The organism is Actinomycetota bacterium (assembly GCA_030776725.1).
GTDB lineage: Bacteria > Actinomycetota > Nitriliruptoria > Nitriliruptorales > JAHWKO01 > JAHWKW01.
The window spans coordinates 1-13,388 of sequence record JALYHG010000062.1; the positions used below are offsets into that span (position 1 = coordinate 1).

17 protein-coding genes are annotated in these 13,388 nt (G+C 69.0%); 11 read left to right on the forward strand and 6 right to left on the reverse strand.

The window, feature by feature from the left end; all coding sequences use genetic code 11:
• The first annotated feature begins 75 nt into the window (after window positions 1-75).
• A complete protein-coding gene (locus M3N57_02760; protein ID MDP9021619.1) occupies window positions 76-801 on the forward strand; it encodes a hypothetical protein in 726 nt (241 codons plus the stop codon).
• A gap of 223 nt (window positions 802-1,024) precedes the next feature.
• On the opposite strand, the gene M3N57_02765 is transcribed toward M3N57_02760, so the two are convergent.
• Together M3N57_02765 and M3N57_02770 are read right to left on the reverse strand one after the other, a co-directional pair.
• Window positions 1,025-1,648 (reverse strand): hypothetical protein, encoded by a 624-nt coding sequence (locus tag M3N57_02765; protein MDP9021620.1) that lies wholly within the window; start codon window positions 1,646-1,648, stop codon window positions 1,025-1,027.
• 61 nt (window positions 1,649-1,709) lie between these two features.
• Entirely contained in the window at window positions 1,710-2,261 is a 552-nt protein-coding gene (locus M3N57_02770) for a DUF2510 domain-containing protein (protein MDP9021621.1), read from the reverse strand.
• Between the two features lie 234 nt (window positions 2,262-2,495).
• Between M3N57_02770 and M3N57_02775 the strand changes: the two genes are divergently transcribed.
• The 6 genes from M3N57_02775 to M3N57_02800 all read left to right on the forward strand — a co-directional run bounded on the left by M3N57_02775 (window position 2,496) and on the right by M3N57_02800 (window position 4,988).
• On the forward strand, window positions 2,496-2,786 hold the full coding sequence (locus tag M3N57_02775; protein MDP9021622.1) for a hypothetical protein: 291 nt from the start codon (window positions 2,496-2,498) through the stop codon (window positions 2,784-2,786).
• Window positions 2,787-2,789: 3 nt separating this feature from the next.
• Window positions 2,790-3,065, forward strand: a complete 276-nt coding sequence (locus M3N57_02780; GenBank protein ID MDP9021623.1) for a hypothetical protein — start codon at window positions 2,790-2,792, stop codon at window positions 3,063-3,065.
• Between the two features lie 36 nt (window positions 3,066-3,101).
• Window positions 3,102-3,362, forward strand: a complete 261-nt coding sequence (locus M3N57_02785) for a hypothetical protein (protein ID MDP9021624.1) — start codon at window positions 3,102-3,104, stop codon at window positions 3,360-3,362.
• A 34-nt stretch (window positions 3,363-3,396) separates the two neighbouring features.
• Window positions 3,397-3,645, forward strand: coding sequence for a hypothetical protein (locus tag M3N57_02790; GenBank protein ID MDP9021625.1), 249 nt, complete (start codon window positions 3,397-3,399; stop codon window positions 3,643-3,645).
• Between the two features lie 15 nt (window positions 3,646-3,660).
• Window positions 3,661-3,987 (forward strand): hypothetical protein, encoded by a 327-nt coding sequence (locus M3N57_02795; protein MDP9021626.1) that lies wholly within the window; start codon window positions 3,661-3,663, stop codon window positions 3,985-3,987.
• A 461-nt stretch (window positions 3,988-4,448) separates the two neighbouring features.
• Entirely contained in the window at window positions 4,449-4,988 is a 540-nt protein-coding gene (locus M3N57_02800; GenBank protein ID MDP9021627.1) for a serine protease, read from the forward strand.
• Window positions 4,989-5,004: 16 nt separating this feature from the next.
• Here the strand turns inward: M3N57_02800 and M3N57_02805 are convergent, their stop codons facing one another.
• The 4 genes from M3N57_02805 to M3N57_02820 all read right to left on the reverse strand — a co-directional run bounded on the left by M3N57_02805 (window position 5,005) and on the right by M3N57_02820 (window position 9,993).
• A complete protein-coding gene (locus tag M3N57_02805; GenBank protein MDP9021628.1) occupies window positions 5,005-5,769 on the reverse strand; it encodes a hypothetical protein in 765 nt (254 codons plus the stop codon).
• A gap of 42 nt (window positions 5,770-5,811) precedes the next feature.
• A complete protein-coding gene (locus M3N57_02810; GenBank protein MDP9021629.1) occupies window positions 5,812-6,450 on the reverse strand; it encodes a hypothetical protein in 639 nt (212 codons plus the stop codon).
• 189 nt (window positions 6,451-6,639) lie between these two features.
• On the reverse strand, window positions 6,640-8,544 hold the full coding sequence (locus M3N57_02815) for a nickel-dependent hydrogenase large subunit (GenBank protein ID MDP9021630.1): 1,905 nt from the start codon (window positions 8,542-8,544) through the stop codon (window positions 6,640-6,642).
• A gap of 42 nt (window positions 8,545-8,586) precedes the next feature.
• The gene (locus M3N57_02820) at window positions 8,587-9,993 is read right to left on the reverse strand and encodes a hydrogenase expression protein HypE (GenBank protein MDP9021631.1); all 1,407 of its coding nucleotides are present in this window, start codon (window positions 9,991-9,993) and stop codon (window positions 8,587-8,589) included.
• A gap of 227 nt (window positions 9,994-10,220) precedes the next feature.
• Between M3N57_02820 and M3N57_02825 the strand changes: the two genes are divergently transcribed.
• The 4 genes from M3N57_02825 to M3N57_02840 form a co-directional block, all read left to right on the forward strand.
• Entirely contained in the window at window positions 10,221-10,649 is a 429-nt protein-coding gene (locus M3N57_02825) for a hypothetical protein (GenBank protein ID MDP9021632.1), read from the forward strand.
• Window positions 10,649-11,017, forward strand: coding sequence for a PadR family transcriptional regulator (locus tag M3N57_02830; protein ID MDP9021633.1), 369 nt, complete (start codon window positions 10,649-10,651; stop codon window positions 11,015-11,017). The genes M3N57_02825 and M3N57_02830 overlap by 1 nt, the downstream gene beginning before the upstream one ends.
• A complete protein-coding gene (locus M3N57_02835; protein MDP9021634.1) occupies window positions 11,014-11,784 on the forward strand; it encodes a P-loop NTPase in 771 nt (256 codons plus the stop codon). The genes M3N57_02830 and M3N57_02835 overlap by 4 nt, the downstream gene beginning before the upstream one ends.
• Before the next feature lie 84 nt (window positions 11,785-11,868).
• A partial coding sequence (locus M3N57_02840) for an aldehyde dehydrogenase family protein (GenBank protein MDP9021635.1) occupies window positions 11,869-13,388 on the forward strand: 1,520 nt, incomplete at its 3' end.

Consider the following 13,388-nt stretch of genomic DNA (forward strand, 5'->3'; position numbering starts at 1 on the left):
GGAGGTCAACAAGCACCTGCAGAGCATCTGCGAAGGCCTGATCATCCCGGGCCCGTGCTAGGAGGTGGGACCTAGATGAGGATCCACACCGACGAGTCCGGCCTGGCGGCGACGGTCCTGGTGATCGTCATCGCCTGGGCGCTGGCGGCCGTGCTGATGTTGACGGGCACGCTGCTGTCGGCGCGCCAGATCGATGACCGGGTAGTGACCATCACGAGCGAGGTGTCGGCGATCGACGAGAACACCGACGCCATCCAACTGACCCAACAGACGATCGAGATCTCCGGGAACATCAACACGGAGGTCCAACCCCTGTCCGGACTGGCCGGCCAGGTCGTGACCGCAGCCAACGACATCGCCGGGAACGTCAACTCGATCAACGCCACGGCCGGAGAGATCAACGGCAAGGTGAACCAGATCACCGCGAGCGTGAACTCGATCGGCGCCAGCGTGCGCTCGATCGGCGCCTCGGTGAACAGCATCCACGGCAACGTCCGCGCCATCCTGGCGACGGTGAACTCCATCGCCTGTGGCTCCAACGGGCCCAACCCGGGGATCACCGATCTGAACCGGCAGATCCAGGTCTGTGGGCGCAAGGGCGTCCCGGGCATCAACAACCGGGTCGATCGGATCATCGGGCTGGTTCAGGCCATCAAGGCTGACACGGCCGGGATCCTGACCGAGGTCGGTCGTACCGGTCCCGACGGCCACGTCAACCAGCAAGGGTTCACGATCCACGGACACGCCAACAACATCAACTGCTCGCCCGCGGTGGTGCCTCCGGGGGCCTGCGGCCAGTAAGCGAGCAGCCGAACGATCGGAGCCGCCGGACCACCGGCGGCTCCGATCGTTTGTGATGGTTCGCTCGCCACGCGACGGGGGTTACCAGGCTCTACGCAGCCCAGGGCGATCACGGTGCAGTCGGGCTCCTCGCAGCGCCACACCGCTTCGCCCGCACCAGCACGACCGGCCGGTCGCCCATCGCGCCACGTCGCGCACCAGCGTGCGAGCCACCGCGGCTGCCTCACTCCTGCGGGGCGGTGACCTCGATGCTCGCAGCGATCGCATCGAACGTAGGGGCGAGCTCGGCGAACCGGTCGGCAGGGAGCGCTTGGAAAACCAGGCTGATCATGATGTCGCCGCGGAACACGAAGTAGTGCGAGTGGGCACCGCGTTGGCCGCTCTCATCGGCGAACGTGTAGAGGTAGAAGTGGCCGGGGAGGCCGGCCAGCTCGATGGGTTCGGGTCCGGCGAGCAGCTCCACGTCCTCGTTGGCGGTGACGATCTCGGCCGTCAACGACCGGACGGCGTCGAGGTTCTCGGCGGTGACCGTGAACCCGAGCTCGCTCCTGCGAACCAGGAACGAGTCACGCCCGTTCAGGGTGGCGACCACCACCACCTGCGGGTCGGGCGACTCGAGCCGTTCCCAGTTGGCCGGGTAGGAAATCGCGATCCCCGTCTGCTCGTCTTGGAAGCGCACGAACCCGGTCGGGGCAGCGGCTGGGGCGGTCTCGGTGGGGGCCGCTGCCGGGGCCGTCGGTGAGGGTGACGGAGCGGCCGGAGGAGCGTCGCCACCCGCACGCGCGACGACGACGGCGAGGACGCCGGCGACGACGACGACACTCAAGGGGATCAACCATCTGGGCATGGCGGCGCATGCTAGGCGACCGGCGACCATGTCGCGACGGCGCAGGAGAGCGCGCCGGTCGTCACGTCAGAGCGATCACCGCCACGATGGCGATCACCAGGATCAGCACGGCGGCGGCCCCTGTCACGAGCACCGCACGGGGGTAGGGGGAACCGGGGCGTCGACGCCCAGCGGGCCTGGCCTTCGCCGTCCACTGGAAACCGTCCCAGAACCGCTCCCCTTCCGGGTACTCGCCGGACGGGTCGGGGTACCAGCCGGGCGGTTGCGTCGCCGATGATGGGGCAGGAGCTTCTCCCCGTGGGCGTGCGGTCCCAACCGGGACACCCCGGATGTCGATTGCCTCGGTCCCCGCCACCCGGACGATCTTGGTCCAGCGGCGCCCGTCGAACAGGCGCTCCTCGAAGCGGCCGGTCGGGTCGCGGAACCAACGCCCGGACCCCGGCCCCGCGTCCACGTCGCGCTCGATCGCCTCCGAGCCGCCCATCCGGACACGTGCGGTCCAGTTGTGACCGTCGAAGAAGCGTTCCTCGTACCGGCCGGCGGGATCCGGGCCCCATCCGGGAGGGCGCTGCGCACCGCGGCCCGGTTGCCAACCCGGCTGCGGTCCCATCATCGACTCCCCCAGACGTCGCCACGTACCACCATACGACCGCTGGGGCCCGGATGCCGTCCCGCCACGAGCGAAAAAATCTGTCGGCTCGTGTCGCAGCGACGACGAGAGTTGGCCAGCTGACAGCAACGACTGGCACGCGGAAGGTTCGTACCTGCTAGGGTTACGTGTGTGCGACACATACCGGTGGGGGGCCGGAGTCGCAGGAGCGCTTCGGTCGTCGATGGGGAGGCACCGATGTTGTCACTGATCCAGATCCTGTTGCAGGACGCCCCGTCAGGACCCCCGCTCGGCGGCTGGTACGTGGGGCTCGCGATCGGGTTCGTGATCGTCTTGGTGGTGGTCGTGGTCGTGGCGTCGATCCTGAACTCGGCGCAGACGATCAACCAGCAGGCTCGGGTGGCGATCGACGCGCTCGATGACGGGTACCGCAACACGCTCGGGATGTGGGATGTCGCGACGGTCGATGAGCACGCCATGCATATCCTGCACAGTGCTCAGAGCGTCCGCCAAGTTCTGGGGGGATGAGACATGCAACTGCTGGCGCTGGTTTCTGAGTACCAGACGTTCTGGATGATCTCGTTGGGGATCGGTGCGGTCGTCCTCCTGGTCGTGATCGCGTTGCTGACCCTCCTGCTGCGCATCGTGCAACAGATCGACCGCGGGGTCCGCGAGGTGTGGGAGACCGCGACGCGCTTCGCGTCGAACACGGCCACCACCTGGCAGTTGCGCGAACTGTCCCACACGCTCCAATCGCTCCGCGAAGAGATGCAAGCTCACGAAGAACTACTGGACAGCAGGCTGTGAACCGCAGCCGACGATGACAGGCGAGGGGGCGACACCGTGAGTTTCCTGCTACTGGTCACGCTGACGGTCATCGAGATCGTGCTGCTGGTGCTGGTGCTGGCGATCATGGTCACGATGGTGACACGGCGGTTGCGCTCGATCGCCGCCAACCTCGCCCGGGTGGCGTTCGGCGTGCGCGCCGTCGAAACCCAGGTCAGCGCGATCGGACCAGGGGTCACCGAGGTCAACCGGCTCCTGCGCGACATCAACGGGACCCTGCCCCGGGTCGCGCAGAGGGCGGAACAGCTGGCGCGCTGACCGGCCGCCGAACGACCGACAGGAGGCAACGACCATGGTGCTGTGGTGGATCGGGAACCTGATCTTCCTGTTCGTGGTGATCCCGGCCGTGCTCGTACTGCTGAGCACCCTTCTGAGCCCGATCGAGGAGATCCGCATCTACGCCGACGACGCCTTGGACCACGCGCAGAACGTTCTCGCGGCGCTCGACGATGTGGAAGGACTCCTCGACACGCGGAGTCTTGTGAGGGACACGAGCAACGGCGTGCAACGGTACGCCGCCGCTCTCGACCACGTGCTGTAGAGAGGGGAACACGACATGCCAGCCGCCGCCATCGTAACCCTCATCGCCACCGCCATCACGGTCGCCGCCTTGGCGATCTACCTGATACGCGTGGCGTTGCACCTGAGGCACGTCGTCAACACCCTCGGCACGATCATCGCGGGTCTGCGCGCGATCGTGAACCAGACCGAGCCGTTGCAGCCGGTCATGAGCGACATGGTCCGTGAGATCGAGAGCGCACGCACCAGCCTCGAGAACCTCCTGCAGCGCAAGGCGGCGGAGGAGCAGCCGGAGCAGCCGGAGCCGCCGCGTCGGCGCCGCAAGAAGGCCGCGAAGAAGACCACCAGTTCAGCTCGGCGGTAACACCACAGAAGGGAGCCAGGATGGCGTACGAGTTCCGCTGACGGGACGCCGGCGCCGACTGCAGCGGGCGCTTCAAGGCCGGGACGGAGGAGCAGCTTCAGCGTGAGGTCGAGCAGCACCTCAGGGAGAAGCACGACATCCACACCATGAGCAAGACGCTGAGCAACTACGTCCGTCGCGTCGCCCAGGAGCGCTAGACCGTCGCGTGAGTCGGCAGCGGGCCCCGTGCGGGCCCGTGCAACCAAGTCAACCGAGCGTGTGGCCCCGTGGCCCTGCAGCCGTGCTGCAGGGCCATCGTCACTGCTCGACCGGGATGCGACGAGGAGAGGCGTACGGGAGGCCACATCCACACGGGAGTCACCAGCGCGTGGCGGTGGCTGCGACGTCGTCGTCGTGCCGCCCCCGTCGACGCGCCACCCCCCCAATCACCCCCCCCACGGCCCGTCGATCTGGTGCCCCAGATGGCACGCGAGTCCGCGTTCCGCGTCCGGACCGTGTCACAGCGCGAAGACGGCCATGGGGTGGCCACCGCCGTCGGTCCCCGGCTCCTGGTCACGGCCCGGCACGTGGTGGACGGCGCCGACCCGCTGGACGTCTCGACGTGGGACGGGCAGGTGCTCGACGTAGATGTATCGCGCGTGGCAGATGCTCACGACCTGGCGCTGCTACGGACGTCACGGTCGCTGCGACACCCGGTGGCGTTCGCCCGCCATCCACCCCGCACCGGCGAGATCGTCCGGGTGGCCGGGTACCCGCTCGGGGGCCAGTTCACCGCGATGAAGGGCATCGTGGTCGACCAGCTTCAGGGACCCGTCCTGGGTGAACCGTCCAACGTGCTGCGCGTGAAGGCGGTCGTGCTCCCAGGCTACTCGGGCGGGCCGGTGCTCAACGCACGCGGTGAGCTCGTCGGTGTGGTCTACGCCCTGGGACGGGACACGAGGTACGCGTTGGCCATCCCGGCGTCCTCGGTCGCGCGGTGGCTGTACAGCACGTCGCCGTAGACGGCGAGGACCTGCGCTAGTGGTACGGAGGCTGCGACTCGAGCGGCTGGATGCGATCGATCTCCTCGATCAGACCCCACCACATGCCCCAGTCCAGCTGGTCCATGCCCTCCCCGGTCTCGCCCATCGAGATGCGCAGCTTCAGCCGGTCGCGCTCGGCGAAGGTCCGACCCCACCGCCCCTCGCGATCCAGGATCGTGAGCTCGTTGAGGAGCGCATCGAGGGCCTCCACGGCGGGCGAGGGCTCCAGCCGGTCGGGTTCGGCCTCCAACCGATCGCGGATCTGATCGGCGAGTTCCAGGAGGGGCGCTCGCCGCACCTCCGCCCGCACGAGGTCCGCCAACCGAGGCACCGCGGCCTGCGCCTCGGGCGACATCTCGTCGCCCGGCCCCACCAGTACCGGCTCGAACTCGATCGTCACCGTCCGGGGCGGCAACGCCTCCAGCCCCCAGGCCACTTCCAGGAGCAACCCCACGGTGACGTACCCGGTGCCTGCGTCGCCGATGGCGACCTGCACCTCGGCCGGATCGATGTCGAGCGAGCCGATCCTGCGTCGCTCGACGGTGCCGGGCTCGCGATCGCGCTCCTCGGGACCGACGATCACCAGCGTGTACGGACGGAGTTCCTGCAGGCGCTGGGTGACCGCCACCGCCCCGTAGTGGAAGTCCTCGAGGGCGACGTTGTCGCCCAGGTCGTCTCCAGCCAGCTCCTCCAGGACGTGACGGCCCACGTCCAGGTCACCCTGGTACAGCTGGCTGACCGCCCCGACCACGATGCTCATCCGTGACCTACCGGGGCCGGGCACAGACAGCCACTGGCCGCGTCAGTGCCGGTGGATCCAGGGGTCCCGGAGGTTGAGGTACCGGATGTCGGAGACGTGGTCGGCCAGGAACTCGATCAGCGAAACGCCGCGCTCACGGTACCCGCCGGTGTCGGGGTTGCGGGCCGCGTCCTCCGACGGGTAGTACACGATCTCGGTGAACTCTCCCCCGTCGTGGATGCCGATCAGCCCACCCATCAGGTCCAGATCGGTCTCGTAGACGTGGTGGTGCTCGCGCTGTGGGACCTCGCCCAGGAGCCGTTCGATCTGCGCGGCGCGTCCCTGGATGACCTGGACGAAGCTCGCCTTGTCGTCGAGAGCCTCACCGTACTGTGAGACGCTCGAGCACTCGTGGAACGTCGCGTCACCTTGTAGCTGCGCGGACAGGTCACGCCACCACAGGTCCTGCTCGGGGCGCTGTTGGTTGTTCCGTGCCGCCTCCTCCGAGACGAACTCCACCACCGCGATGAACTGCCCGTCATCGGTGACCCCGGCGATGGACTGCGTCCACCCGATCGCACCAGGCGCCACGTTCTCGTGCCAACGCTCCCAGACCTGACCGACCCCGGTCGGGTTGGCGGTTGGCGCCTGGATGATCTGGAGGAAGACGTTCGTCAGGCCCGGGAAGGCGAAGCTCGTCACCGTGGGTCCCCCCTCACGTTCGATACTCGGTTCGCGAGGGCTCCGCAGCGGCGGCGGACACGCTCGACGTCACGTCGACGGCCACACCAGCCCCCAGCCCCCGCGCCCCGCTAGCTGTTCTTCTTTGCGCGGACCTGCGGGCACCCGACGCATCCGGATGCCCGCAGGCCCGAAGTGCTCGCCCGCTGCCTACAGGTCCGCGCCGCAGGCGCAGGTGTTCACCTCGCGGGTCACGGTCCCCTGACCCGTGTACACGTGCGTGGTGCACGGCATGCACGGGTCGAAGCTGCGGACCGAACGCATCATGTCGATCGAGGTGAACTTCGACGGGTCCGAGATGTCCTCGAGGATCGGCGTGTTGATGACCGACTCCTCGTAGGGGCCCGGCTGGTCGAACGAGTCCCGCGGCGAGGCGTTAATCGTCGACGGCGTCGTGATCTGGTAGTTGACGATCTTGCCCTGGTCCATGACCAGGTGGTGCAGCAACCAGCCACGACCCGCTCCCCAGAAGCCGACGCTGCGGGTCTCCTCCCGGGGGATGTAGTCGTCGAGATCGTCGGGCTTGACGGCAGCGACGCGCCTCTCGCCCGACTTGAGCAGTCGGTACGCCAGCAACAGGTTGTTCATCGCCACGAGCTGCGCGAACAGGAAGTGGTACGCGCGGCTGCGGTTGCGCTCCAGCGCGTTCCACACCTCCGGGACGTGCCACTCGACCTCGGTCTCGTGGGTCTCGGCCTTGGGGATGACCATCCGCAGCGAGTGCCCGGTCGCCTCGATGAAGTCGTTCTCGGGCAGCTGCTGCGACAGGGCGGTCATCAGCAGGCGCGAGTACGCACCCGTCTCGACCACCTGGCGGTCCCAGCGGGGCGCCGTCGACCAGGTGTACTTCCCGCGGAAGTCCTTCGCGCCCGGCCGGGGCAGGGTCCGCTTGTTCCACGGGTGGTACTCGGTGATCGGGTTGCCCAGCGGGTCGGTCGAGTAGCGGCTAGTGGTGGACGGGTCGTAGTACGCGTGGTCGACGAACTCCTCCCACCCGATGTTGATGTCGGTCAGGCGGTTGGTCATCAACTCGCCGTCGATGACGACACCCGGGGTCGACCACCGACGCAACCCCCACTCGTTGCAGTTCTGGTAGGTGGCGTCGTACGCGTAGGGGTCGTCCCAGAAGCCCGGCTCGATGTGGTTGGTCGGACGGTACCCGACCCACATGTAGCGCTCGTCGGCCTCCATGAAGAAGGCGTAGATGTCGTCCCACACGGCGATCATCCGCCGGGCGTAGTCGTAGCCCTTCCCCAGCCGCGAGTGGTACTCGTTCAGCGTCTGGAGCGTGAGCGTGGTCGACACGCCACCGGGCACGATCGTCTGCGGGTGCGGGTACTTGCCGTGCAGCAGCGCGAACGACTCACGGAAGTGCCGCGTGAAGTCCAGACCCTCCCGGTACAGGGCACCCGTCAGCGGGTTCAGGGCATGCATCAGGTCGGCCATCGTCTTGAACCCGTGGACGTTGGCCCCCGGGCACTTCCACTTCTCGGCCTTGGGCCACAGTTCGGGGTTGGTCTGCTTGACGACCGACTCCGAGTAGTCCGGACCGGCCAGCAGGTACAGGTGCAGCGGGTTGTCGTACCCCATCTCGGCAGCCTCGCCGAGGTTGCGCACGACCGTGCCAAGCGGTGGCGGGGTCAGACCCATCGCCATCTCGATCGCGTAGGCCGAGGCGTGCGCGTGCACACCTCCGCACACGCCGCACGCCCGCGACGACACGAAGATCGCGTCCCGGGGGTCGCGGCCCATCAGGATCACCTCGTAGCCGCGGAACAGGGTCGCCTGCGAGTGCGAATCGAGGTACACACCCTCGTCGAGGTCAGCCACGACGTGGATCGCCAGCGCTCCCGCCACGCGCGTGATCGGGTCCATGTTGAGGTCCTTGATGTGCCCGTTGCGGGCCACCAAGCGGCGGATCTGCTCTTGGCGCTCATCCTCGGACAGTGACAGCTCAGGCCGCGCGATCGTCACCGACTGCGGGTCGGGGATCCCGCCCTTCCAGGACGCGTTCCCCGCGGCGTCGAACTCGATGGGGAGGTTCTTGAAGCACATGTTTGCCGCTCTCCTTGGTCGTTTACGGGTGGGGCTCCGCGTTCAGCGCCGGCTGCCCGGCCGCAGCGAGAGGTCCTCCTCGCGGTGCGGGTCGCGCAGCTCGGTCCAGACGGTGTCGGTGCCGCCCTTGCCCCACTCGTCGGCACGCCGCCGACCGGTGTCGGTACCGCGGCGCAAGCGGTCGTAGAACTTGTGGCCGAGGTCGTTGAAGAACCCTGGCTCGGACTGCGCGCGGGCCCAGCCGCTGGGCACCGCGCCGTGCTCGTCCCACCGCGTCTCACGGTTGAGGTGGTTGTTGGTGTACTTGCGCATCGGGCGGACGAAGCTGCCGACCAGCCGCGAGATGCTCGATGACACCAACGTGCCCGGCGGCTTCTTGTAGAAGGGGGTGAACTTGTCGGGGAAACCGGGCATGGTGCACCCGATGCACGCCCCACCGGAGTTCATGCACCCGCCGTAGCCGTTGATGGCGCCGCGGGAGGTGATGTTGCAGTTCACCACCGGCCCCCAGCACCCGATCTCGACGAGGCACTCGGGGTCGCCGAAGTGCTTGGCGTATGTGCCCTCCTCGTAGTAGGCACCGCGGACGCAGTGGCGGTGCACGGTCTCGCCGAACAGCCACGCCGGCCGACCGATCTCGTCGAACTCGGGGAGAGGACCGTAGCCCTGCAGGAAGTACAGGACGGCCGCGACCGTCTCGGTGAAGTTGTCACCGATGGGTGCGCAGCCGGGGATGTTGACGACCGGGACGCCGTAGGCGCTGCGGTAGTCCTTCCCGAGGAAGTCCATCAGGCTCATCGCCCCGGTGGGGTTGCCCTCAGCCGAGGGGATCCCGCCCCAGGTGGCGCAGGTCCCGATCGCGATCGATGCCGCCGCACCGGGCGCCATCCGGGCGATCCACTCGTCGATCGACACGGTGCGGTACTCGCCACCGCGACCCCAGGGCTCCTCACCGGCGCCGGACCAGTACCCGCCTGTCTCGTAGGCGCGCACCTCGTCGCTGATCGAGCCCTCGAGGATGATCACGTACGGGGCGTCGAGCTCTCCCTTGACCGCCAGCTCGTGGGCGTAGAAGTAGTTGGGCCCTGACTCGACCTGGACGACCGGGTGGTGCAGGACGACCCGGGGGATGCCCGGGTGCGCCCCGAGCAGCAGGCTCTCGACCGACGGCGCGTGGGCGCCGCTGACCGTCACCGTGCATCCGTCACAGCTCATCCCGGCGAACCAGAACGCGTGGACCTTCTCCAGCGGTCCCAGCCGCCTGCCGGTGCCGGCCTTGGCGGCGGGCTCGAGCATGTACTCCATGAACGACCGCGTCGGGTTCCCGAAGTCCCCGATCTCATGGCCTTCTTCATCGAGGGTGAACCGGTTGACCGGTCCGGCGTAGTCGAGGAGCTGCTGAGCCGGCGTCCTGCTGGGGACCTGTCTCGATTCCCGTGGCACTGCCATCTGCGACTCTCTCCCGTCGTGTGTGCTTCCCCCGCCGCCTTACCGCACTAGCGACGGTGGCCTATGTGCAGCCTACACCTACCCCCCGCGATGTCCAGCGCGCTCAGGTGTCCCTCCGCCACCGTGAGCGGCTGTCTGTGAGCGACGCCCTGCCGCACCGCCGCAGTGGCGCTACCCTGCCTTCACGACGCGACATCATGTCGACGTTCGATCACGGGAGAGCCGCCGTGGAGCAGCTACACGTTCCCAAGTCCGAATCGCTGCGAGCCCTGTACTGGCGGAGCGAGATCCTGCAGGTGATGTACTGGCTGCGGGGCGAGGCCGAGTCGGTGCGGGAGGAGAGCGGAGGCAGGGTGGCCGACTTCGGGGACGTGGTCACCGCCGACCTGATCGAGCGGTTCCTCGGCGTGGACGCCGGGATCGGCATCACCTACCTGCAGCGGCTGGTCGACGAGGGCTACCTGGAGGTGGTGGGCGACGGGTTCCGCCTGTCGGCCACGGGCCTGCAGGAGGGCGCCGACGAGTTCTCCGCGTCCTTCTCCGACCTCACCCAGCCGGCGCACGGCGACTGCAGCGCCGACTGCTGGTGCCACGCGTCGGTCGAAGAGGCTGAGGCCTGCGCCGCGGAGCGCGCCCAGCACGCGCACCATCACTGATGGCCTCCGACGCCCCCAGCGGACTCCCCCGCAACTTCCTGCGGCCGTGCCTGCTGCTGCTCCTGGCCGAGCAGCCGTCGCACGGCTACGACCTGCTCGAGCAGTTGACGGACCTGGGTCTGGAGCAGACCGATCCGGGCGGGCTGTACCGGGCACTGCGAGCCATGGAGCAGGAACGGCTGATCCAGTCGTGGTGGGAGCCGTCGGACTCGGGTCCCGCACGGCGCACGTACGTCGTCACCGACGACGGCCGCGACTGGCTGCATGCGTGGTCCGGTTCGCTGCGTGAGGTCCGCCGGCTGCTGGGCCGCTACCTCGACCGCTACGAGGAACTGTACGAAGGCGCGAGCGTGGAGGTCAGCCCATGAGGATCGCCGTCGCCGGGAAGGGCGGGGCGGGCAAGACCACCATCTCGGCCACCCTGGCCCGCCTGCTGGCACGCTCCGGGGCGCCGGTCGTCGCGATCGACGCCGACAGCAACCCGAACCTGGCCACGGCGCTGGGCGTCGACCGCGAGCGCGAGGGTGAGCCCACGACCTTGCCGCCCTCGATCGTGTCACGCCGGCTCCAGGGTCCCGCTCTGGTCGAACCGGTCGAGGACGTCCTCGATCATCACACGGTCAGGGCACCCGACGGGGTCCGTCTGACGCTGATGGGCATGCCCGCCCACGCCAACGAGGGCTGCCTGTGCTCGGCGCACGCCACCGTCAGCGCCGTGCTCGGTGACCTCGGCGCCAGCCCGCGGATCGCCACGATCGTGGACATGGAGGCCTCCCCGGAGCACTTGAGCCGCGGAACCGCCCGCCACGTCGACGTGCTGCTGCTCGTCGCCGAGCCCTACTTCCGGTCGCTGGAGACGGTGCGGCGCATGGCCGCGCTCGCCGAGGAGCTGCCGATCGCGCGGCTGGGGGTGGTGGCCAACAAGGTGCGCTCCCCGGCCGACGCGGAGGCGATCGCGGAGTTCTGTGCGCGCCACGGCTTCGAGCTCGTCGCCCAGCTGCCCTGGAGCGATGCGGTGGTCGACGCCGACCGGGCCGGCGTCCCGCTGATCGAGCACGCGGACGGGGCCGAGGTCGTCCAGGCCCTCGCGGAGCTCGCACCGCGCCTGCTCACGGCAGGACAGCCCGCCACCTGACCGCCCCCGGACGGACACCCGCGCGATCGGTGCGGTCGGCGCTCGCATGCCATCCTCGCAAGCGAGACCCGACAGGAGACACCGATGACGTTCGTCGACCCGCAGCCGTCCGCCATCGGCCCCCCGCGACTGGACCTGCCGGACCTGTTCCAGCCGATCGTGGCGTCGACGACCGATGGGGTGCCGACGTTGCGCATCCTGGTCGGAGGGGAGTGGCAGACGGCGGAGACCGGCGAGGACTTCGCGGTCCGTTCGCCGATCGACGGCACCTTGATCGCCCGCGCGCAACGGGGCGGGAAGGGCGACGTCGAGCGTGCCATCGCAGCGGCAACCGCCGCCAGGGACGACTTCCTGGCGGTCCCCGCCGCCGAGCGCCTCCGGATCTGCGAGGACGCGGCCCAGGTGATGGCCGGCTCCCGCAGCGCCTTCCAGCACACGATCACGATCGATCTGGGCAAGACGGCAACGTCAGCGGACTCCGAGGCCGGGACGACGATCGAGCGGCTCGACCTCGTCCGCGAGGAGGTCCGGAAGATCTTCGGCGAGTACATCCCCGGCGACTGGATCCCGGGGACGATCGGGAAGCGCGGCGTGGTGCTGCGCGAGCCGCTCGGCACGGTCGCGGCGATCGGCCCGTTCAACTACCCGCTGTTCATCCCTGCCTCCAAGATCATCCCGGCGCTCGCGGCCGGGAACACCGTGGTGGCCAAGGCGCCCTCGGACGCCCCGACCGCGTTGCTGATGTTCGCCCGGGTCCTGGAGGAGGCAGGCCTGCCCGAGGGCGCGCTGAACGTCGTGACGGGACCCGGTAGCGAGCTCGGCGACGCGCTGGCGTCCCACCCGGACATCTCGATGATCTCGTTCACGGGGTCGAGCACGGCGGGGCGCGCACTCGCCCGCGCGGCCGGGCCCAAGCCGATCCACCTCGAGCTGGGCGGCAACGGTGCTGGCATCGTGCTGTCCGACGCCGACGTCGACGACGCGGCGGCCAAGACCGTGGCCGGGGCGTTCAAGCTGGCAGGCCAGCGCTGTTCGGGGCTGAGCCGCATCCTGGTCGAGGAAGCGGTGTACGACGACTACGTGGAGCGGGCACTGGGTGAGGCGCAGACCTGGACGGCCGGCGACCCGCGCGCGGACGGCGTCGGCATCGGGCCACTGGTCAACGCCGAAGCCTGCGAGACCGTGCACGGCCTGGTCCAGGACGCCCTCGACAAGGGAGCGGAGCTGCTCGCCGGCGGTGAGACCGACGAGGCCTACCACCAACCCACCGTCTTGGCCGCCGTCCCCCTCGACGCGGACATCGTGTGGGAGGAGACGTTCGGCCCGGTCCTGACCATCGTCAAGGTCGGCGACGAGGACGCCGCCATCGAGGTGGCGAACCGATCGCGGTACGGGCTGGACTCCGCGGTGTTCACCTCCGACCTGGACCGGGCGTGGCGCGTGGCCGGCGCGTTGGAGGTCGGGATGGTCACCGTCAACGACGCCCCGTCGCACGGGGTGGGCCACTTCCCGTTCGGGGGCCGCACCCCCGACTCCGGCGTCGGCCGGGAGGGGCTGGGCTACTCGATCGACGAGTGCACCGCGCTCAAGACGGTCGTGCTGCC

What these genes read in the sequence shown, in the direction of transcription:
- M3N57_02800 (MDP9021627.1), top strand. Translation starts at nt 4,449, where the DNA reads ATGGCACGCGAGTCCGCGTTCCGCGTCCGGACCGTGTCACAGCGCGAA.
- M3N57_02770 (MDP9021621.1), bottom strand. Translation starts at nt 2,261, where the DNA reads ATGATGGGACCGCAGCCGGGTTGGCAACCGGGCCGCGGTGCGCAGCGC.
- M3N57_02815 (MDP9021630.1), bottom strand. Translation starts at nt 8,544, where the DNA reads ATGTGCTTCAAGAACCTCCCCATCGAGTTCGACGCCGCGGGGAACGCG.
- M3N57_02780 (MDP9021623.1), top strand. Translation starts at nt 2,790, where the DNA reads ATGCAACTGCTGGCGCTGGTTTCTGAGTACCAGACGTTCTGGATGATC.
- M3N57_02795 (MDP9021626.1), top strand. Translation starts at nt 3,661, where the DNA reads ATGCCAGCCGCCGCCATCGTAACCCTCATCGCCACCGCCATCACGGTC.
- M3N57_02820 (MDP9021631.1), bottom strand. Translation starts at nt 9,993, where the DNA reads ATGGCAGTGCCACGGGAATCGAGACAGGTCCCCAGCAGGACGCCGGCT.
- M3N57_02775 (MDP9021622.1), top strand. Translation starts at nt 2,496, where the DNA reads ATGTTGTCACTGATCCAGATCCTGTTGCAGGACGCCCCGTCAGGACCC.
- M3N57_02765 (MDP9021620.1), bottom strand. Translation starts at nt 1,648, where the DNA reads ATGCCCAGATGGTTGATCCCCTTGAGTGTCGTCGTCGTCGCCGGCGTC.
- M3N57_02830 (MDP9021633.1), top strand. Translation starts at nt 10,649, where the DNA reads ATGGCCTCCGACGCCCCCAGCGGACTCCCCCGCAACTTCCTGCGGCCG.
- M3N57_02790 (MDP9021625.1), top strand. Translation starts at nt 3,397, where the DNA reads ATGGTGCTGTGGTGGATCGGGAACCTGATCTTCCTGTTCGTGGTGATC.
- M3N57_02760 (MDP9021619.1), top strand. Translation starts at nt 76, where the DNA reads ATGAGGATCCACACCGACGAGTCCGGCCTGGCGGCGACGGTCCTGGTG.
- M3N57_02835 (MDP9021634.1), top strand. Translation starts at nt 11,014, where the DNA reads ATGAGGATCGCCGTCGCCGGGAAGGGCGGGGCGGGCAAGACCACCATC.
- M3N57_02805 (MDP9021628.1), bottom strand. Translation starts at nt 5,769, where the DNA reads ATGAGCATCGTGGTCGGGGCGGTCAGCCAGCTGTACCAGGGTGACCTG.